Below are 20,275 nucleotides of genomic sequence, written 5' to 3' on the forward strand. Positions count from 1 at the left end.
TTGCTATTTGTCAAATTTCTATCACTACCCCTTTCCCAGCCGCCGTAGGTAATCGCCCCGCGCCACGCTGGATCGACAGGCTACGACTCGCTGCCAAAGTTGGGGGGGGGATTAACTCACCCATACGCTTTAGCTATATCCAGCTTGAATATTGCCCACTATATCAGAGGATGAAATTTTTCTTAGGGATGCAATCTTGAAACTGACCGCAACTTCACTTGCCATTGCCATTTTAACAATGACGGCCACATCCGTCTCCAGCCAGTGGATGCAGCCCCAGCCGGAAAAACCACAGACAGACTGTAACCAGCTAGGTCAGTTTGCTGCAGAAATAATGGACAACCGACAACTTGGCGTGGACATCGGCACAATTATGGGCATTTTCGCAGCTTATCCAGCTTTCCAAACCATGGTGTTGGCAGCATACGAGCAACCGCAATATGCCAGCGAAGGCCGACGTGCCGACGCCGTCCAGACGTTCAAGAACGATGTCATGTTAATGTGCTACAAGAGCAATCAGTAAGCAACTGAACGGAGGGCCCGAACATGAAACGCTACACTAGTTTGGCAATCCTTGTGCTCGCTTACGCCACCTCTGCGGAGGCTTCCCCTTCAGTCCAAGAACAATTGCTCGACCGCTATTGCACGGCAATCCACGATCTAGCGAAAGTTACGATGGGCCTTCGGCAGCTGGAGGTCGCCGCCGCCGACATGAGCGCGAACAATCAGGGCACACATGGCGCGTTTATCGTGAAGGAAGCGTTCAAGCGCGATCTCGCTACGGGGGTGCATCTGCATGAGCTCTACACTGCTCAACAAACTGCAAATTTGGCCTTTGCATACGAAATGGAAGCAGTTTGCAGGGCGGAAAAATGGCAATAAAAGATGTCGTATTTTTTGACTGCTACGACAACCATGCAGAGCCTCCCCACTGCAAATTTGTGGCAGAGCAGGTTGTGCATCTTTTCTAAGTTTCCACTGCTTAAGGCGTTTCGGGCCCACTACCGGGCTATGCACGAATAGTGGCTTTAGCGGGCTGCGGTGCAGTTTTGTATCGGCAACTGGATGTCCGCTATGGGCCGGAAATGACAGGCTTGGTAAATTCGCCACGAGGGGCGGTGAGCGGACACACGGCGGCGCGGCGCAGCAGCCGCAGAATTTTTCATAGCGGACGTTCAGCGACGGCGTACTGTTAGAACGATGTGACCAGCAGGTCGGGCGGGTAACGGGCATGCGTGGTGCAGCTTGGCAGCCGCAGCAACCGTCGCGGAGCTACGATGTCTTGCGGCTCATTGCGGCGGCCTCGGAGGCGATCCGGGGAATGTCGGAACTGTGGATACCGATATCCGCTCGTTCACGTCCGGACATTGCCGAAAGCTCGCGCCATGTCCTGTCGTAAACGGCTCTTACCCTGCGCCGCTCGGCGTGGTCAGCCCTAAACTGTTGGATCGTATTGTGGAATCCCTCGAAGGGATGGACGGTAAGAATGTTCTGAAGTGTCATGTTTTCGGTCTTTCGTTTCAAATGGTGGAATTCGATCCACCAAATATCGCCGATGATGGCGTTTGGGTCATTCTGGATTTGTACGCTGATCGTCACTGTACCCTCAGCTTGGACTAAGCCTGAGAGCGATCGGTCGCGGACAAGCCGCGATCACTGCATCTGCGGAAGCCAGGGGTCAGGCAGTTGCTTTGGCTACAGGATTCTTGTGACCAAAAACACCTTGAAGGTTGAACAACCCAGCCTTGATCGACTTGGCAAAATATTCGCTGCGCATCCGATGCGCCCGATGGATGATCTTTTGAACTTCGGCCTGGGTGGGCGTCTTGAATTGTGGTTGCGTATTCATGGTGGGCCTTTCGTATTGACTGTGCGTCTTTGCTTGACCCAAAGATATGGGCCAAACACCAAATCCCTAACCATAGACGGTATGCTATGGCTGCATGGCAAAGGGCGCGATGGGTGCTGTCAGACTAATTCGATCCAGTCTGAGTTCGCCGCCACACGTCGGAGCCTATGTTGAAAAAGTTGACGCCACGCGTCCAGAACGGCGGCGCGGTTGAGCTTAAAGGAATTGCGTCAATAGAGGTGGCGCTGTTGATTGAAATGGTTGTGGACCGAGGCGTGGACGGCGACAATTTCTGTAAAGTTCGCATCTGCCTAATGCGAAGCATGGCCTGCTCTCTTCGTCTAAATGGCTGGTGTGAGTTCTCGGCTCGATTGTTTAGCGAGCGTCCGGATTCCTGTCTGACTACGTTGCCGATCTCCTTCATCTCCGCGCCGTAGGAACGTAGCTTGTCGGTGACGAAGATATGTGGGCGATCACGGCGCTTCGCGACGAAGTCCTTCCAAGACTTCCCCTTCGTGATCCACAGCCCGCCGGAGGTAGTGCGTCTCGCCGTTGACCTTCACGAACACCTCATCCAGATGCCACTGCCAATGTGTGCCAGACCGCATTCGGTCAACACGTCTGCGGCGGATCTTAGCTGCAAACATCGGGCCAAATCTGTTCCACCAAAATCGAACCATCTCATGGCTGATGTCGATGCCGCGTTCGTGCAACAGATCCTCCACTGTTGATTTCCGGGTCAAATTGACCCATCTTTTCATTTCGCGTTGACCCCTCTGGCTTATGATAGCTTGATGGGAAGTCGCCAGAATTAATGACAGCTGGTGAGCCACTACGTTTCAGAAAACTGGGTCAATTTCTCGAACAATTCAACAGCTGCTGCTCTTTCAGGTCTTGCAGAGACCGTTACCGCCTGCCGCCAGCCGATTATATCAGCGTAAATTGCGCACTGGGTTTTAGGGGGTGCTCATCACGCAGAGGGTCGCTCTCACCAAGCGTGCTGCGTCTAGGCCCGCTCGGTGCGGACTGGGCGTGGTTTCGAGATGTGCAAACACCGTACTCACCGCGTTGGGATTTCCCACACAAAACGCGCCGATCGCGGCATCGAAATTGGCAAGCATCTTGAGACGCACCCTGACGGGATCAGTCAACTTCTCAGCCTAGAGACAGTCGTGTTCGGGAGCGTCGCTCACTGCTAACTTGCCCTCCAACCGCCTCGCAGTCTCTTGCACTAATTGATTTTCAAGATGTGAACACGGGCAACCGATCTGTGTGTGATTTCCGGATTCCGTAATGGCGCAGTCTGCGGATCGAAAACTTGTCTTTGGGCAGATATTGAAGTGATTCGTTAGTAGGAACCTACACCTTAAACTCTGCCAAGTTTTTTCGCCTTCTGCCGCGTTGCGAAAAACACAACGGTGCAAGTATTAACAAAATCGTTTAAAAACAATTGCTTGACTCATCCACGTATTTCCTGTGGAAAACCAAAATTGGCGTTAGTGTTTTTCCTAGATTCAACGGATGCTTAGGGCAGCGCGGATCGGAAGGCTTGATACGCAAGAGAAATTTGGACTGAAAGGAGGCCGATGAAACAGACACAGGGTCCAAAAAAAAGCCCAGCCGGGTCAAACGGCTGAGCTTCTGTGACCGGAATTCCAGCCAAACTTCGTACGTTTTCGATAGCCGAAAGGCGTCGAAAAGGCAAAGGATTTTCATCTCGCCGAAGCAATGGCTTCAGCGAGGAAAGCCGCTTCAAAAGCAGCTGATCACGTGGGTGACCTCAAAATTGCAGCGGTGCCGGACCGCCTTAATTTCCGGATCACACTCTAACGGTGGCTGAAACCACCATGCCTCACGATCCGCGCAATGAATCTGCGCGGCAACGATGGATTTTGCACGCCATGCTTATGCTTGACGACGACACCTATATCTACCGGGACCCGATCCCGAGCCGCGCACGCCGCAAGATTCCCAAGTCCTCTCAAGGGCATTTCGTAGGGGAGTTTGTGTTTGATCGAAATGGCGTTAGCCAAGTCGTCGGATTTGAAAGTTTGCTCGAGTATAAGGCAGGACTCTGTGCCGTGTACCAGCCTGGTTTCTTTGATCTGGAGGAACAGATCGATCCCGTTTTCTATCGGAACCTAAAGGGACGGATTGTCCCGCACTGGTTTGATTTTCGGATGACGATGACAGGTGGATTGCGCATTGCTATGGCAGTCAAACCAAGAAAGATCGCCATCACAGCGAAGTTCAGAGCAAAAATGCAATTGATTGCAGACGCAGCTGTTCCGACGGTGGCAGACAGGGTCTGCATCGTCACAGAGCAAAATATCTGCCCGGTCGAGTTTCATAATGCGAAGCTATTCCACGCTGCGCGGACGACAGAAGCCAGTATCGATGAACACATTTCCGCAAATATTCAGAAGCTGAGAATTCCGACACCAATCAACGCCTTTCTTGACCAAATCGGATTGAGGGGTGATGGCTTTCACAGCATAGCGCGCCACATCAGAAGCAAAGCTCTTGCTGCTGAGGACGGTGAGAAAATCACCGGTGCAACTCACATTCGTGTGGCGGAAGCAGCGTAATGCCCGCTCCGTATTTACCCCGAACGCATGATATATTGGAGACAGACTGCGCTTTCACGATGTCTGAGCGGCCGGGCTCGGTATTGGAAATCAGAAAAGAGGGGTATGTGATCCTCTGGGATGAATGGATCGATCCCGAAACCGGTGAGGTCCGTGAGTCTGACTGCAGTATGTTGTCGCACGAAGACGTTCGAAAGGGAGACCGGTTTGGAACTCTTCGCGTGGTTCGACGCCCAAACGTCAGCGTAAGTCTTGGTGAAGATGTCTTGCGGCATGACCGGTCGCAAGACGAAATTCGGAGAATGATTCTTCGGAAGGCGTTTGCTGTTTCGGTGGAGGATATGATCGCGCGCGGCGACTTGAGAGATCGTCGCGCTGATTTTGAAAGGCAAGCTGAGGCAATTGCCCACGACGCTAAGCGACTTGACCAAAAGTGGGCGAGAGATCGCTCTGGCCGGCCACAGGCCCGTGGAATGGCAAAGACCAAAGTTGTTGTGGGTGAACTCGGTTATTCTGAAAGCGGTCGGCAAATTTTCGATTGGTACCAGCGTTGGAAGTCTGGTGGAGAAGGCGGGCTTTTCGACAATTATCGCTGCTGCGGAAGTGGTTCGCGCTACACTGAAGAAGAAAGAAAGATCAGCGAGAAGATTGTCGGCAGGCGTTTGGATGAGGAGCGCTGCTCGATTTCAAGCATTGTTAACAGCGTTCAGGCCTTCATCCGATTGCTGAACAAGCGACGGGCACGGCAAATATCACCGCATGCGCCTCTCGCAGTTCCAGGCTACCGGTATGTCTGGAGCCTTATTAACGAAATGGCTCCGGTCGAACACGCAATTCGTACGCGTGGTCTGAAGGTCGCATATAAGAATATGCATGGTGTCGGCGTCGGTGTTACGACCAGTCGGGCTCTTGAGAGGGTTGAGACTGATGAATATACTGTAGACCTAATGGTGCTATTTCGCGATAGCGGAATTCTTGAAAATCTGCTGCCATGGCAGAAGCTTCAGTGGGGCCTGGACGGCGGACCAAAGCGCGTCACCATATCAGCTGCAATTGATGTTCATACCCGCTGCATTGTAGCCATGCAAATGGTGCCTGAAGGGGCCCGCCATACTTTGCGCGATACTGTCGAAATGATTTACACCAACAAAAAGCCGCTATCAGATGCGGCAGGTTGTGAATTTTCTTGGGAGCAATTTGGAAAACCAGAAGAAATTTGTATGGATCGTGGATCTAAGTATACCGCAGATGATGCGTATTCTGTTTTGTCCTCTCTTGGAATTACAAATATGGGAGCGCCGGCAGGTTTGCCGTGGCTCCGACCGTTCATTGAACGGATCTTTCAGACGTTACATAAAACTTTGTTGCATCGCCTGAGTGGCCGCACTTTCTCCGATGTCGTTGCAAAAGGCGATAACGACGCTGAAGCGCGTGCGACGGTTACGCTGGACGAATTCCTTCCATTACTCGTTCGCTGGATTGTTGATATGTATCATACGACACCGCATCCCGGGCTCAATCATACCACGCCTCAAACAGCGTGGCGCAGGGCAATTGGTGATTGCAAACTCAAGGAACTTTCTAGCAGAGAAATGCGCTTGGTTTTCGGGACTCGTCTGACCCGCAAGGCTGGCCCGCACGGCCTACTCGCCATGCACATTAACTATCAGACCAAAGCATTCGAAAAGGTTGCTTTAAAGAAGCGGCTGGGGTTTGTCGAATTCGCCTATTGGCGTGGAGATATTGGCGCAATCGAAGTTAAGCTTCACGGCGATACGTGGATGACTGTCACGGCCGCCGATGAGCGATGGATCGGCAAAGATCACATTGATCTTGAAGAGTGGTTAGCTCAACGCGATCCAATTGACCCTGTCGAGCAAGCTGCACACGACCAAGCCGTCGTTGATATTGATGCCTTATCGCACAGGAAGAAGAAGCTGCGCGGCATGATTGCCAGTTCTCCTACGGCTAAAGAATTTGAGAAGCTGGAAGAACTATTCACACGGCATACTGACACGGCCGACCGCCGTCACGCAGCACCGGCTAAAATGAGCCTATTTGGCGATGAGGTCGTCCCGTCGCATGCAGCAACGCCTGTGTCGGTCAGACCTGAAACGAACCCTGCAACCAACCGTGATGAGTCTTCTGATGTGATCTCGGTCGATGATCTGATGGAGTGAACATGACCAAATATATCAAAAATCCCATGAATTCTAACGAACAAATGAATTTGAAAGAAAAGCTGGATTGGCTCGCAGATCGCTATTTGAAAAACGACCGTGACGAAATTTTTGCTGATTACCTCCGCGAAATCCTGAAAGTCGACATAGATGGCTCCATAATCCCCGAACCCGTCCGCGATCCCCTGACGAATGAAGTTAGGGGGCTGATGGTGATCGGCGCGTCACAAACTGGTAAGTCGGCGCTCATTGATCGCAATCTGAAACACCTTGGCATCTTTTCGAAAATGGACGGCGATGCAGCTGGCAACTATGTTCATTGCCGGGTTCCTGCTGATGCGACGATCAAGAGCCTTGGCCAGCTCGTTGCTCTGGCGACGGGTTATCAGGTTTCCGACAGATCAAAAGGTCACGAGGTCTGGACCATCGTGCGGCATCGAATGAAGGAGTTTGGCGTCAAGTTGGTTTGGATTGACGAAGCGCATCACCTTTTGCGCCCTGGTGCTGGGCGCGACGTTGCAGGCGCGGTGCAGGCTCTCAAGAGCCTTCTCCAAGAAAACACTGGTGTATCAGTCATTATTTCGGGTGTTCCCAAACTCGAAGAGGTCATCCTGAAAGACGAAGAAACTGCGCTGCGATTCGTGACATTGAACCTTTTCCCGATGACGGAGGGTGCTGGGGAATTCGAACGGTTTCAGCGCTTCATACAGATTTGCGCCGACAAACTCGGCGTTGGTATGCCGCGAGACCCACATTTCGCAGAGCGGATCGTATTTGCGATGAATGGTGAGCTTGGTCGGTCGATCAAGCTCGCCAAGGCAATTCTGCGGCAGGCCTTAACAAGCGGCAAGGTAGAGCTCACTCTTGGCGATGCTGCACGAACCTACAAGATGCTGCATAAGCATACGCAGGCCGGCCCTTTCGACGCCGGCACTTGGCCCGTGGTCAAAGCCACTCTCATAGAGCTGGGATGGGTCTGATGCACATTTTAAAGCCGCATATTCATTTTGATGGGTCGGAAACGCTTCTGTCTTATGCTGCGCGTCTTGCTGCCATCCACACGGGTTTGGGCACTCAGCAGTTGCTTTCGGATTTAGGTATCAACCGACAAGCATTCCTGTCCGGCGACTTGGACGCTGTGGCTCAATTCTCCGAACAAACGGGATCCGATTACGAAAAAATAAGGCGCGGCACGATCCGGCTTTTGACGCGCCATAATGAGTTCAGAGGGGAGGCCATGTCCCGAGAGTTCATCAATCCCCGCGTTACGAAGATTTGTCCGCAGTGCCTGGCCAAAGATCGCATTCTGGGTGGTTATCGGCACCAGGTCATGTGGACCTTTCGCTGTATCCGAAGCTGCGAATTTCACGGCACGACATTGATTGAAACTGGGTCCACCAAGGCAATGGATTTGCGTCAGGTTGCGAGTTCAATCCTTTTGAGTGGGGCAGGGAGGGGCATCGCGCAAAACAACGAGAGGCCATCGTTCGCTGCATGGCTGTCAGGCCGATTGAACAACCGGAGCCTTGCGACGGATTGGACGGCAGATCAAACGATTGAGCAGGTGATCGCAGCAGCAGAAATGATCGGTGCTGTCATGACATTCGGGCATGACGTTAACTTGAAAAGGGTGTCTGCCGTCAACCTCGAGGATGCAACAGAGCGGGGATTTAGGATCTACATGCAAGGTCATGATGTCGTTGCCGAAGCCCTGACTGACATTCGAAGGGCGAGCCAAGCAAGGGCCGTCCAAGCAGGTCCACTTGCGATGTATGGCCGCCTTTTTGATTGGCTTGATCGCCGGGCAAATCTTATTGATCCTGGGCCAATCAGGGACATACTTCGAGACCACATCGTGGAGCACTCTGCTGTCGGCCACGGTGATGTTGTTTTGGGTGTCGAAATTGCACGTCGGAAGTTTCATTCCCTGAACAGCTTGGTTGAGGTGACCGGGATTGAGCGCCGTCGTCTTTCAAGACTTCTTCAAAAATCAGGGCTGGTTCCTGATGGGATGTCTGACGCCGAAAGTGGCCGTTTGGTATTTCCGGCGACAGATGTTGAGGACCTATGTGCTGACATCGCGGACGCAATCCAGCTTCAAGATGCCCCTGACTTTATCGGTGCTTCGAAAGGTCAGTTCCTGGCCCTCTATGCTGCTGGAATAATCAGTCCAATTTTCCCAGTTGAGGAGCGAGGGGCCGTCCGAAATGTTGTCTTCGCTCAGCGTCACTTGAACGTATTTTTGCAAAAGATCGCTGATTTGATCGTTCTGGAAAGTGACGGCTTCGATGATTTTCAGTCGATATCGTATGCTTGTCAGAGAGGTGGCGGAACAACCACAGATGTTGTCGCGAGAATTCTCAATGGGAAGATCTTTGCCATGCGCCGACCAGGTGAGCCCGGCCTTTCCAAGGTTTTGGTAAGGCCTTCTGAAGCAATTGCCACTAAGGATCCTGCTGCGGCTTGAAACCCTTTTAACTTCAAAAACTCCGTTTTATCAGGCCCGCATTCGCGGGCCTTTTTTTGTGGCTATATGACTTGGCGGGATCTTTACCGCCAAGTGGCTGGATCCTTAGTGCGAGCCTGGAAAGAGTCATTGATTTCATTGGGTTATTTCGGCAGTTCGGCGGCAACTTTACTCACATTGTCATTATTGTAAATCGGGGCAAAGTTGTCGCGGAATCGGCGTAAAGATCCCGCGATGGCGACATGGCATCAATATGTTGGGTTCCAATCTGTGCGGCATCTAAATGTAGGGAGCGACGAGTCGGCTCGGATAGCCGCCTATAGCTTCCAGTCTTCTTCAGCATGAAACGCTCAGATTGATAGGCGAGTGGCGAGGTTGCGCATGGCTGAAGGGTGCATGACCTGCGACAGCTGCGGCTATTCAAAGTGCTGATGATCAGCTGTTGGGTCACATGATGATGAGAATGCCGGCCTTTCTCTGCCAAAATGGGTGTTTTGACTGCCACTTTCGTAGCCTATTTTTGCCAAGTTGCGTCAAGGGCTGATTTAATAGAGTAATATTACGCCGCCTTTCGAGGCGGCGTTTTCCGTTTAATTCTTTGCGTAGAACGAAGGCGCAACATGCCCCCAATGTCCCTATAGGTTATCATCCAGCTGTAGAGGCTGTGGCTCATCGCAACGTCGACCGGCATTCAATGGACGAAATCATTTTCATCAAACTTTCGGGAGGTTTGGGGGTCCTGAAACTACTCGAGTTTCTACGTTTAGGGCCGTTCGTGTCGCTGCTCAGTTGATTGGCAATAGGGGCGGATTGCGGACTTTCGCCGCAAGAGCGAAATCGAAAGGGCAGCTCGAAGAAAGCTGACGCTCAGGGCATCGACCAGTTCTTTCGGGGTGCATCTGCAGCGAAGGTCGGCAGCGAGCCCGTGTTGCAGGATTTCTGCTTCGCAGCGATTGTAAGCTATTAAGAGACATTCAAAAACCTTCAACTACGGCTCGGGTTTGGAACGGGATTTTTGGTAGCTTCAGGTGAGGTGGCTTACGCATATTTCAAAAACGAGCGTTTTCGGCGGGCGCTTCTCAACCGCTTTCAAAGTGACTTGTCAAATATCTTAGGATTAACTGAACAAGCTGTCTGAAACCATGATGCCTTGGAACAAGAAGGCCGCCGAGTCCCCCAATGCTGATGCCGAGCCTGAGCAGGACGAACAGCCCATACCCTGCTAATATAGACAATGGCAGCAACCGGCCGTTTCCACCCAATTTCTTTTCGGATGGCACCATTGCCTGGCGGGTCCGACATCCCTCGCTACAAATTCGTGGGACAGCACACCGTCGGCTTCGACATGATCGAGAAAGCGGACGCTTGTATCTGATCCAATGAAAACATTATTTTTGTGCAGAACCAGTATGGCAGGGATGGCGAGGACGTGATCGCCGTGGTCGACTTCTTTCCGCATGAGATGCTGTCGATACTCGCCACCGGAAGAGCCACCTGATAGGCTAAAACAATCACGCCCCGCGGGCGTAAGCTCGCGGGGCGCTGGTGCTACAAAATAAATTTTTTCTGCTAATGCAGTCCCAATTTGAGACTTGCTCTCACAGATGTCAATTCCTATCGTTGAAGGCCTGACGGGTCTGACAAATTTATCGTCGCGTAGAAAGGTTGCTATGAAAAGGCTCGCTTCAATCGCTCATCTTAAGGAGCTGCTCCTCGGGATGGAGCGGGATCTTGGGATCGATGATTTAGGGTCGATTCAAAAGGACATTGTCTATGCCGCTACAATCTTGTCCGAGACCAATGGCACAACCGTTGAGACGGACGAAATCCGCAAGCACGCATTGCTTGCTGGCGTGCCACGCAGTAGCTTCTTCCGAGCTATGAAGGACGTCGTAGATGCCGGCTATCTTGTCCATAGCAATGAAAAAAAGCGATCAACCTATTCATTATCAAAGAAGTTGACGTGACCATTTCAGAATTCGGTCGAAATCTTGGCGGCCTACTTATCGCGTTCGCTCTTATATCTATCGCATATTTAGCGGCTTTTAGCCTCTCGATGGATGTGCTTTTGCCGTGGCAACAGCAATACACCCCTGAGATGGCAGCCTATGCAAGCCTCCTGTTCCTACCTCATGGGGTTCGGGTGCTATCAGCTTGGCTGATGGGGTGGAAGGCGATCCCTCTCCTGCTACCGGCCGCAGCATTTACCCACTGGCTCAACTTCGGCTTGTCCGGGTTCACACCGCTTCAGATCATCGGACTGATGTCAGGTGTCGTCTGTGCCGTTGTTACATTTTGGGCACTGGCACGCGCTGGCATGGATTTTCGCATCACCTCAGGCACCCGTGCGAACTGGCGAGACATCCTGATTGCTGGTTGTATCGCATCCGTCATCAATACCGGCGGCATGTTGCTAGCCTTCCAGCAAGCCGCTTCAACGTCCGCTGGATATCTCGTCGGTGATGTTTCAGGGATGTTTGCCTGTATGCTAATACTGATGCTTGCCTTTAAGGTGTTGCGCAGATTTGAAACCGTGAGCGATTAAGTCCCACAGAAATTAGTCGCTCACCAAAAGAAGCGCGTCGCCAGCACTACGAAGTTGTTGATGTCAGACTCGCGCCATTTGTCATTGGCTTTTCGTAGTTACCGACACAAGCTTTGTTAAGCTTGTCCGCCCAGCCGATATTCATCGCAGCGTATCGTTCTTGGAAATTGACACGTCGCTCCCACGCTTTTCGATCATTGATCCTGAAGTATGGCTTTGAGATCATCAACTCCCCGGACTTCTTAAATTTTCTCATAGTTAAATTTATGCAGAGGTAGGAATACGCTGCTGCCTTCGCATGCGTCGCATGACGTTTCCAGAGATCACCGTTCGTTGAATTGAAGCGCCCGAACCGGACGTTTGCGCAGCCATACTCTACGGCAGTTTTGTCCGCAGACCGAACCTTAGTGCTATGCGCCGCAGAGGTCCGCTTCGAGCCCTTTTTTCACTAATCGTATTCGTGGCTATCGCGGCATCCCATCCGACTTTAGAAGACTAGAATCCATAAAGTCCCAGTGCTGTGCGCTATTCACATATATATTGCGACTGGGTCTGTATAAGCTTGGGTCATCTAAGCTCCCAGCGAACAACATAATCGCACCCTCATTCACTTCATTTTTTAAAAACAATGGTGAGCCACACTTCGAACAGAATCCATGGCTCATTGCATGACCACTATCAGACATGCGTTCGAACCAACTCGGTTCGCCGCGCTTAAGATTAAAATCCGACCTTTTGATAAGGACAGCAGGGAAATAAGCGCTCCCTGTTGCCTGCTGGCAGTCGCGGCAATGACAGTTGCCCATGTATCGAGCTTGGCCAAATGCACCGTAGCGGATAGCACCACATGCGCAGCCGCCGGAAAAAACTTCATCGCTCATCGCCAATCCCACAAGACTTTGGTCAACGGTCGCAAGCATAGTCAGACATCAGTCTTGGGAGCAAGCAGTCGATGCGCGGAATCTAATGTTCACTATGTCCGCACTGCCGCCGCTCGCCTTCCGATTTCGCGCTGATTTCGTGTGCAGCCGCGGGGAAAGTCGGCAGTGAGCCTAAAGTGCATGTTTTCTGCTGTGCGGCGAATGACTGCTTTTAAGGTGTAGCCAGATTGCTTCACGGCAGTTTGGGGCTTGGACTGAGGCTTATTGCAACGGTAATCAAGGAGGTTGGTGTTCGTCCAAATGAGGGCCTTATAGCGGACCTAATGCTTTCTCGATCCGAAAAGCCTACCGCGACGCTTTTTGCAGAAGACCGATCAGTTCACCGAACTTTGCGCGCTGCTCATCCGGGTCGCCGCTCTGGATGGCGGTCTCGACGCAATGCTCTGCGTGGTTCTCTAGGATGAGCTTTTCAACGCCCAGGATTGCGGACCGGATGGCGGCCGTCTGCGCAAGGATATCCATGCAGTAACGATCCGCTTCGACCATGCGTGCTACTCCTCGCACCTGACCTTCAAGCCGAGAAAGCCGGTCCAGTGTCCTATCCTTGTTTGCCTTCACGTTCTACGTCTCCCTGTGGTTTGGAACCGGCTATCGACTTCTTAGTTGTATACCCACCATGGGTATATCAAGGAGACAGGCAATGGCACAGCGGGACGACACTACAATGAACTCAAATTCGACGCATCACGATAGGTCCGGCGACAAGGGCGGCGGATACGGACGTTTCCTCGCAATGATCGCAACCTCGACGGTCGTGATGTTCGGGCTGATGTATCTCAACACCTATGCACTCGATCATGTTTTCTTCTCGCAGACCCGCATGTGGATGGCTCTCTACATGGGAGGGGCCATGGCCATCGTGATGCTCGCATTCATGCTGGGCATGTATTCCAACAAACGCGCGAACATCGCGCTCATCGTCGGCGCGCTGGCAGCGTTCGCAGTCGGCGTCGGTCTTGTTCGCACGCAGTCAACGGTAGGCGATGTGGCCTGGATGAAGGCGATGATCCCGCACCATTCCATTGCGATCTTGACCAGCGAGCGCGCCAACATTTCCGATCCGCGTGTGCGCGCACTCGCCGATGCGATCATCGACGCGCAGCTCGCCGAAATTGCAGAAATGAAGCTCTACATCACCGATATCGAAGCGAACGGAGATGCGCCTGCGGGCACCGCCCGCGACGAGCAATACAAGTGACCGACATCAGACAAATGGAGAACCCGTTATGCCGGCAACAGATATGATAGACGGCCCTAACACCGCACGCACCAAGAGCGAAGGCACGGGAAAAACCGCATCCCTCTATCGGATGGCCATGCCAGGTCACCTGTGTCCCTTCGGCCTGAAGTCCAAGTCCATGCTGGAGCGCAAGGGTTACACGGTAGATGACAACCTGCTCACGACCCGCGACGACGTGGACGCCTTCAAGAAAGCGCATGGGGTCGCGACGACACCGGTCACCTTTATCAGCGGCGAACAGGTTGGTGGCTACACTGACCTTAAGAAGCACTTTGGTTACAAGGTTCTGGGTAAGGACGACACGACCTACACGCCGGTGATCGCTATCTTCGCCTCCACGGCGCTGATGGCACTGGCCATCGTTTTGAACCTATACGACGGCTTTCCCTTCCTCACGTTCCTCAAGTGGTTTTTCGCAGCCTCGATGGTCGTCCTTGCGATCCAGAAACTGCAAGACGTCGAGGGCTTCGTGAACGGCTTTCTTGGCTACGATCTGTTGGCCCGAAAATACGTCCCCTACGGCTATGCCTATCCTTTCGCCGAACTCTATGCGGGCGTGGGCATGATGGCGCTGATCGGCACCGGCAGCGCTCTGGTCTGGCTGGTAGCCCCAGTGGCCATCTTCATCGGCACCATCGGCTCCGTCAGCGTCATCAAGGCGGTCTATATCGAAAAGCGCGACCTAAAATGCGCCTGTGTTGGCGGTGGATCAAATGTGCCGCTCGGATTCATCTCGCTGAGCGAGAACCTAGTCATGCTCGGCATGGGCCTCTGGATGCTGGCGATGTGGTTCGCAGCCTAAAACGCTCCGCACCTACCCATTTCGAAATGATAGAAACAGGAGAATTCAAAATGAACATAATAAAGCCGGTCTTCGTAACTGCCCTTGCGGCGTTTGCGTTTTCTGCACCGGCTTGGGCGCAGGATGCCAGTTTCCAACTTCCTGAACAGTGCACCGACATGTCTGCTAGGAGCGAAATGGATCATTCTGCCATTGGCCATGGAGATCAGGCGAGTGACATGGGGTCAGAAATTGCTGGTTTTGATGCCATGCCAGAGCATGTGCAGGAAAACCTGCGCAGAATGGCTACAACCATGCCTGCGATGGAGGAAGGCATGATGCAGGAAGATGCCGACGTGGCATTCGCTTGCGCGATGATAGCCCACCACCAGGGGGCAATAGACATGGCCCAGGTTCTGCTTGAGTATGGCGATGACCCACAGATGATCGAACTTGCAGGCGAAATTATTGCCGCGCAGGTCGGTGAGATTGATGAGATGACCACTTGGTTGGTCGAGAACGCCAAATAATACGGCTCAGGCCTCATGGTCCAGACTATGGAGCCAGAACCTCGCCATCTCTCAAAAAAGACAATTTTGTAGCTGTGCCGAAAGCGGACCTTTAGCCAAGCGGAGCTAAGGCTTTCTTTGTCCGCTGACCGACGTTTCAATGCTGCGCCATGCGCGAATGGCCGCAATGACGGGCCGCGCCGCAGCATTCGGGATGGTCGCTGGAAGGCGGCTTTGGGCCGAACACGTCGATCGACACCAAGGGCGGAGAGCTGCCGTTCGCGGCGGCCGCAAACTAAAAAGGGCAATCCGAAGAAAGCGGACGCTCGGGAACGCGCCCCAGTACTTTTTGGGGTGCATCGGTTTTGCGTGGGGTCGCGATCCAGAGCAGCGGCAATCCCATGACCAAGCCGAGGCCGACTGCCGCCTATGTCGCACGCCCGAGGTTCCCGATGACTATCTCGCAACCGAAATGCGCGGGGAGGAAACTCACAGGCACAATATCGGCCACTGTAGTTGGCGCGAAACGCCAAGCACTCAGCGAACTGAGCCCGGCCCAGTCCATGGGCCCTGCCGGAACCTTGTCGTCGGCAGGTCGGGCGGCAAGCCCTAGAGGACCAGGCACGGTCACGCAGCCGAAGCCTCTGTTGTCAGGCCCAGCACCAGCCAGTCCTGCATGCCGCCGCGGTAGTAGTAGATTTTGTCCGGCGGAAAGCCGTTGTCGACCATCGCGTGCATCGCGCGCGTACTTTGAGGGCAGGCTGGGCCATTGCAAAACGCGACTACTTTCTTGGCGGCGTCGCAATTCCAGCCGGACGATGATCGCACACATCCCAACACGTCCAGACGGTTGGCCACCTCTTCAAATGGAACCGAGATGCTTCCTGGAATCGTGCCCTTCAATCGCCAGTCGGGATCGCGCATGTCCACCACGATATAGTCGTCATCCCCCAAGCAGGTCAGAACCTCAAGCTCGCCGACGGGGGTGACACCGACGATCGGGACCATCGGTTGCAGATACCCGGTAATGAGTTGCATGTCGTTCCGGTGGCGTTCGATTTCAACCGGTCCGCCAGCCATTTCGATAACCCGTTTCGTCTCGTCCGCCGTGATATTGAGCAGTTCAACCATTGATCGATCTCCGGTCCATTCTTGTTTCATTTTGCAGCCGGCGCCATCGGCACCTTGGGCGTCTTACGCGGCATCAGGTTGTTTGTCGGTCAAGACCGACAAACCACCAGACCCCGAATACGACGAGCCCCAAGACTACAATCGCAGCAAGGATGCCGATGCGTAATCGCATCTCAGATTGCCTCTACCGCCTCCGCCAGAAGGTCCCGGACCTGGCCCGCAACGGCCGTCAGTTCAGCGTTTTCGATCGCCTGCATCGACGCCACCGGATCAATGGCGCTGACCTCAACGCCGCCATCGACTTCGCGCAGGATGACGTTGCAGGGCAGCATCGCGCCCACCCGCGGCTCCATCCCGATCGCCTGATGCGCCATCTTCGGATTGCAGGCCCCCAAGATGCGGTAAGCTGGCATTTCGATGTCGAGCTTCTTTTTCATCGTCGCCTTCACGTCAATCTCGGTCAGCACGCCGAAGCCGTTGTTCGCAAGGGCAGTTCGAGTGCGGGCATCAATATCGTTAAGTGTGGCACCTTCGAACATGCGGTTTATCGTATAGCTCACTGAAAATATCCTTATTTTGCGGGTGAAGGGCGATGAGTAGGCGAGGCACCACTGACATCGGCCTTGCGCGCCCAAATCAGTTGCGACGGTCCATAATTCACGCCTTTGTCTGTGTGCAGCTGGCTAACGTATCTCAATCTTCCCGCCATGATTTAGATCAAAGCCCTCGCGCCGCTTCGATCCTACACTGACACATGCAATAGGCGGCCAGCGTTGATGCCGTGCAAAAGGAGTCGCAGAATGGAATTCAAAAATAGGGCGATTGCCCCGATTGTCGCGGGCATACTTTACACGACCGCCACCTCTGCAATGGCGCAGGTCGGGGAAATCCCAGAGCGTTTTGGCCAGTACAATCATGGACATGACATGATGTGGGGCAGCAACCAGTGGGGCGGCTTCGGCATGGTCATTGGGCCGATTTTTATGATCCTGACCGTCGTCGGGATCGTCGCCGCGATCATATATCTTTTGCGCCTGTTTGGTGCGACTGGACCTGCCACCAGCAGTCACGCTGCGCAAGACCGTGCCTTGGTGCTGCTGAAGGAACGCTATGCCAAAGGTGAAATCGACTCGACCGAGTTCGCCGAGCGCAAGAAGCTGCTGGCTGACTAACCTGCTATTTTCGTGTGGGTTCAAGCCTCGCGGTACCGTGGCGATTCCGTCATTGATGCGCGGGGCTTCAGCCTGCTGTTGCCTTGTGAAGCGCTGGGTCATACGCCTTAACCACAGACGTGGTTTGCTATTGCAACGCTTCTAACCAAGCCTTGAAAGATCAGCATGAAAAGACGCCAATTCCTGACCTCTACCTCCGCAGCGATCATGACTGCGGGTATTGTGTCACCAATGTTCGGCCTGCGTGCATTTGCACAAGGCCAACCGGCTTTGACCCGCCTTGCAATGCCGCCTCTTTTGGACACGCGTCCGACTGGCCGGTTATCGCTGACGGCAACGTCAGGCAGCAGCAGCTTTTTCGGCGGGCCCGGCACACCGACCGCTGGGTTCAATCAGGGTTATCTGGGACCGACCATCATCATGCAGAACGGCGATTTGGCGGCCGAGGTGCAGAATAACATTGATGAACCCATCAGCGCGCATTGGCACGGCCTTCTAGTGCCCGGAGAGCATGATGGCGGCCCGCACCTTCCGATCGCGCCCGGTGCGACATGGCAGCCAGAAATGTCGATTGCACAGGATCCGGCAACCATTTGGTATCATTCGCATATTCACGAACGCACTGCAGAACAGGTCTATTTCGGGCTGGCCGGGGTCATCCACGTGACGGACGGGCAGGACGATGCGCGCGGACTGCCGTCCGCTTACGGGATCGACGATCTGACGCTTGTTTTACAGGATCGTCAGTTCGATGCCGCCGGACGTATGGCCTATGACCCGTCGATGATGGACATCATGCACGGGTTTGTCGGGAACCGGATGCTGGTCAACGGTCAGGCGGGTGCCACAGCGGTCGTGCCAGAGGGATTCGCCCGACTGCGCCTGCTGAATGGCTCGAATGCGCGCAGCTACGCATTGTTTTTCGACGATACGCGCCCGATGCATCTGGTGGCGACAGATGGTGGCTTCCTGCCAGCGCCCGTCGCATTGGATGTGCTGCGCCTTGCACCCGGAGAACGGGCCGAGGTTCTTGTCGATTTCTCGGATGGTGGCGCGCCCGTACTGATGAGCGATCCTGACCAAGCCTACGGTGTCCTGCAGTTCGCCTCCGACAACACGCTTCCCGCGCGGATCACCCGCCTGCCAGAGCAGTTGGATGGTGCGCCCGAAGATTTGACAGGAGCAGAGGTTGCGACGCGGCAGGTCTCTCTCGACATGGGCATGGGTGGCATGATGATGGGCGGCGGTGGCTTTGCCATCAACGGGCGCCCCTATGACATGGGCCGGATCGATTTTGAAGTCGCCCTCGGGTCGGTAGAACGCTGGCAAATCCGCAGCACCATGGTCGCGCATCCGTTCCACGTTCATGGCGTACGCTTCCGGGTGGTCACTGAGAACGGCGGCCCTCCGCGGCCCGAGAACTCCGGCTGGAAAGACACCGTGTTGGTGACCGGAGAGGCCGAAATCCTCGCGCGGTTCGACCAACCCGCAAGCCGCGACACGCCGTTCATGTTCCATTGCCATATCCTCGAACATGAAGATGCAGGCATGATGGGGCAATTCACCGTCACCTGACGCGCGCGCTGCGCGGACCGCGACAAAGAAGCTCCGGGAGTGCCGATGACAGAGTCCCTACTTGCTACTGAACCGCAGCTACGCCTCATCGTGTTTCTCGGTGTTTTGGTAGCGATGGCCCTTTGGGAACTCGCAGCGCCCCGGCGCAGGCGAGAGATTCCGCGAGTCATCCGCTGGACGAACAATCTGGGTCTCGTTGTGATCGATACCATTGTGTTGCGATTGAGCTTTCCGATCCTTGCGGTCGGATTAGCCGTGACTGCTCAAGACCTTGGCTGGGGGCTGTTCAATATCATCGCGGTGCCGGGATGGGTTGCGGTTCTCGTCTCGATCGTCGTCCTCGATCTGGTCATTTATCTGCAGCACGTCATGTTCCATGCGGTGCCCGCGCTGTGGCGGCTGCACCGGATGCATCACGCCGACCTTGAGTTTGATGTCACGACGGGCCTGCGCTTTCATCCGGTCGAAATCCTACTGTCGATGGGGATCAAGTTGGCGGTGGTCGTGGCATTGGGGCCACCCGCCGTCGCGGTGTTAATCTTCGAAGTTTTGTTGAACGCAACTGCGATGTTCAATCATTCCAATATCCGGCTGCCGATGCTTGTGGACCGCGTCCTCCGCTTGATCGTGGTCACGCCAGATATGCACCGCGTCCATCATTCAATCATTCCAGAGGAAACAAACAGCAATTTTGGCTTCAACCTTCCCTGGTGGGACAGACTGCTCGGGACCTACAAGGCGCAGCCAAAAGCGGGCCACGAGGAAATGTCGATCGGGATCGAGCAATTCCGGACAACGCGCGACCTGTGGCTCGACCGGATGCTGGTCCAACCGATCAAAGGCCCGGCAAGCGGCTATCCGATCAATCGTAAGACGGCGCGGAAGCCTTAAGCGAACATGCTGGTGGTCGCGTTCCGACCGCCAACTGTTTTAAGTGTTTTCGGCAAAGCAGAAGGTGCGAAATGGTGGGCTTTCTTGAACGCCTTTTGGCGCGATAGACTCGCCCATCGTTCAGTCCTCACCAATGGAAGAACGCTTGGTAGAACGATAGCAAGTAACCAGCCCAAAGAAGACATGCCGTAAGCGCAGCAAAATCACATTTTTGTCCGCGAACCGGTCTATCAGTTGCCGAAAATGCTGCGCCATGCGCGAATGGCCGCAATGACGGGCCGCGCCGCAGCATTCGGGATGATCGCTGGAAGGCGGCTTTGGGCCGTCCCTGTTCAGGCTGGCAAGGTGTGCAATCACCGAGCCAGCCCTAACCGACACCTGAGCAGCATACCCAAGAATGGCTATG

20 protein-coding genes and 1 pseudogene are annotated in these 20,275 nt (G+C 54.1%); 14 read left to right on the plus strand and 7 right to left on the minus strand.

Going from position 1 to position 20,275, the window contains the following annotated elements; genetic code table 11:
- The first annotated feature begins 196 nt into the window (after window positions 1–196).
- The gene (locus tag KBW81_RS03025; protein WP_254248280.1) at window positions 197–523 is read left to right on the plus strand and encodes a hypothetical protein; all 327 of its coding nucleotides are present in this window, start codon (window positions 197–199) and stop codon (window positions 521–523) included.
- A gap of 23 nt (window positions 524–546) precedes the next feature.
- Entirely contained in the window at window positions 547–882 is a 336-nt protein-coding gene (locus KBW81_RS03030) for a hypothetical protein (protein WP_254248281.1), read from the plus strand.
- 390 nt (window positions 883–1,272) lie between these two features.
- Here KBW81_RS03030 and KBW81_RS03035 read toward each other — a convergent pair whose 3' ends face one another.
- The 3 genes and pseudogenes from KBW81_RS03035 to KBW81_RS03045 all read right to left on the minus strand — a co-directional run.
- Window positions 1,273–1,599, minus strand: a complete 327-nt coding sequence (locus tag KBW81_RS03035; protein ID WP_254248282.1) for a DUF1127 domain-containing protein — start codon at window positions 1,597–1,599, stop codon at window positions 1,273–1,275.
- A 79-nt stretch (window positions 1,600–1,678) separates the two neighbouring features.
- Window positions 1,679–1,849 carry an RSP_7527 family protein gene (locus KBW81_RS03040; protein ID WP_254248283.1) on the minus strand — a complete coding sequence of 57 codons (171 nt, stop codon included), beginning with the start codon at window positions 1,847–1,849 and terminating at the stop codon, window positions 1,679–1,681.
- Window positions 1,850–2,082: 233 nt separating this feature from the next.
- A pseudogene (locus KBW81_RS03045) lies at window positions 2,083–2,574 on the minus strand (IS6 family transposase); the annotation flags it as partial.
- A 1,107-nt stretch (window positions 2,575–3,681) separates the two neighbouring features.
- On the opposite strand from KBW81_RS03045, the gene KBW81_RS03050 reads away from it, so the two are divergent.
- The 6 genes from KBW81_RS03050 to KBW81_RS03075 all read left to right on the plus strand — a co-directional run bounded on the left by KBW81_RS03050 (window position 3,682) and on the right by KBW81_RS03075 (window position 11,629).
- Window positions 3,682–4,437 carry a hypothetical protein gene (locus KBW81_RS03050; RefSeq protein ID WP_254248284.1) on the plus strand — a complete coding sequence of 252 codons (756 nt, stop codon included), beginning with the start codon at window positions 3,682–3,684 and terminating at the stop codon, window positions 4,435–4,437.
- A gap of 83 nt (window positions 4,438–4,520) precedes the next feature.
- Window positions 4,521–6,617 carry a hypothetical protein gene (locus KBW81_RS03055; RefSeq protein ID WP_254248285.1) on the plus strand — a complete coding sequence of 699 codons (2,097 nt, stop codon included), beginning with the start codon at window positions 4,521–4,523 and terminating at the stop codon, window positions 6,615–6,617.
- A 2-nt stretch (window positions 6,618–6,619) separates the two neighbouring features.
- Window positions 6,620–7,597 (plus strand): TniB family NTP-binding protein, encoded by a 978-nt coding sequence (locus tag KBW81_RS03060; protein WP_254248286.1) that lies wholly within the window; start codon window positions 6,620–6,622, stop codon window positions 7,595–7,597.
- Complete coding sequence (locus KBW81_RS03065; protein ID WP_254248287.1) at window positions 7,588–9,084, plus strand: TniQ family protein; 1,497 nt, start codon at window positions 7,588–7,590, stop codon at window positions 9,082–9,084. The genes KBW81_RS03060 and KBW81_RS03065 overlap by 10 nt, the downstream gene beginning before the upstream one ends.
- Before the next feature lie 1,670 nt (window positions 9,085–10,754).
- The gene (locus KBW81_RS03070; protein ID WP_090190568.1) at window positions 10,755–11,051 is read left to right on the plus strand and encodes a hypothetical protein; all 297 of its coding nucleotides are present in this window, start codon (window positions 10,755–10,757) and stop codon (window positions 11,049–11,051) included.
- A complete protein-coding gene (locus KBW81_RS03075) occupies window positions 11,048–11,629 on the plus strand; it encodes a hypothetical protein (protein ID WP_254248288.1) in 582 nt (193 codons plus the stop codon). Before KBW81_RS03070 ends, KBW81_RS03075 begins: the two co-directional genes overlap by 4 nt.
- A gap of 464 nt (window positions 11,630–12,093) precedes the next feature.
- On the opposite strand, the gene KBW81_RS18780 is transcribed toward KBW81_RS03075, so the two are convergent.
- Window positions 12,094–12,549, minus strand: coding sequence for a GFA family protein (locus KBW81_RS18780; RefSeq protein WP_367305313.1), 456 nt, complete (start codon window positions 12,547–12,549; stop codon window positions 12,094–12,096).
- Window positions 12,550–12,855: 306 nt separating this feature from the next.
- Window positions 12,856–13,056: a metal-sensitive transcriptional regulator gene (locus KBW81_RS03080; protein ID WP_367305314.1), complete on the minus strand. Its 201-nt coding sequence runs from the start codon at window positions 13,054–13,056 to the stop codon at window positions 12,856–12,858.
- Between the two features lie 154 nt (window positions 13,057–13,210).
- On the opposite strand from KBW81_RS03080, the gene KBW81_RS03085 reads away from it, so the two are divergent.
- Genes KBW81_RS03085 through KBW81_RS03095 form a run of 3 tightly spaced genes read left to right on the plus strand, consistent with a single transcriptional unit; the run spans window position 13,211 to window position 15,121 of the window.
- Window positions 13,211–13,768 carry a DUF305 domain-containing protein gene (locus KBW81_RS03085; RefSeq protein ID WP_254248290.1) on the plus strand — a complete coding sequence of 186 codons (558 nt, stop codon included), beginning with the start codon at window positions 13,211–13,213 and terminating at the stop codon, window positions 13,766–13,768.
- Between the two features lie 28 nt (window positions 13,769–13,796).
- Window positions 13,797–14,612: a MauE/DoxX family redox-associated membrane protein gene (locus KBW81_RS03090; RefSeq protein ID WP_411914375.1), complete on the plus strand. Its 816-nt coding sequence runs from the start codon at window positions 13,797–13,799 to the stop codon at window positions 14,610–14,612.
- Between the two features lie 50 nt (window positions 14,613–14,662).
- The gene (locus KBW81_RS03095; RefSeq protein WP_254248291.1) at window positions 14,663–15,121 is read left to right on the plus strand and encodes a DUF305 domain-containing protein; all 459 of its coding nucleotides are present in this window, start codon (window positions 14,663–14,665) and stop codon (window positions 15,119–15,121) included.
- A 606-nt stretch (window positions 15,122–15,727) separates the two neighbouring features.
- Here KBW81_RS03095 and KBW81_RS03100 read toward each other — a convergent pair.
- Together KBW81_RS03100 and KBW81_RS03105 are read right to left on the minus strand one after the other, a co-directional pair.
- The gene (locus tag KBW81_RS03100; RefSeq protein WP_254248292.1) at window positions 15,728–16,231 is read right to left on the minus strand and encodes a rhodanese-like domain-containing protein; all 504 of its coding nucleotides are present in this window, start codon (window positions 16,229–16,231) and stop codon (window positions 15,728–15,730) included.
- Between the two features lie 173 nt (window positions 16,232–16,404).
- A complete protein-coding gene (locus KBW81_RS03105) occupies window positions 16,405–16,791 on the minus strand; it encodes a DUF302 domain-containing protein (RefSeq protein WP_254248293.1) in 387 nt (128 codons plus the stop codon).
- A gap of 240 nt (window positions 16,792–17,031) precedes the next feature.
- On the opposite strand from KBW81_RS03105, the gene KBW81_RS03110 reads away from it, so the two are divergent.
- From KBW81_RS03110 to KBW81_RS03120, 3 genes are all read left to right on the plus strand, one after another.
- Window positions 17,032–17,403: an SHOCT domain-containing protein gene (locus tag KBW81_RS03110; protein WP_254248294.1), complete on the plus strand. Its 372-nt coding sequence runs from the start codon at window positions 17,032–17,034 to the stop codon at window positions 17,401–17,403.
- Window positions 17,404–17,568: 165 nt separating this feature from the next.
- Window positions 17,569–18,978, plus strand: a complete 1,410-nt coding sequence (locus KBW81_RS03115) for a multicopper oxidase domain-containing protein (protein WP_254248295.1) — start codon at window positions 17,569–17,571, stop codon at window positions 18,976–18,978.
- Between the two features lie 45 nt (window positions 18,979–19,023).
- Window positions 19,024–19,869 (plus strand): sterol desaturase family protein, encoded by an 846-nt coding sequence (locus KBW81_RS03120; RefSeq protein WP_254248296.1) that lies wholly within the window; start codon window positions 19,024–19,026, stop codon window positions 19,867–19,869.
- The last annotated feature ends 406 nt before the right edge of the window (window positions 19,870–20,275 follow it).

This window comes from Loktanella salsilacus (genome assembly GCF_024206795.1).
Taxonomy (GTDB): Bacteria; Pseudomonadota; Alphaproteobacteria; order Rhodobacterales; family Rhodobacteraceae; genus Loktanella; species Loktanella salsilacus.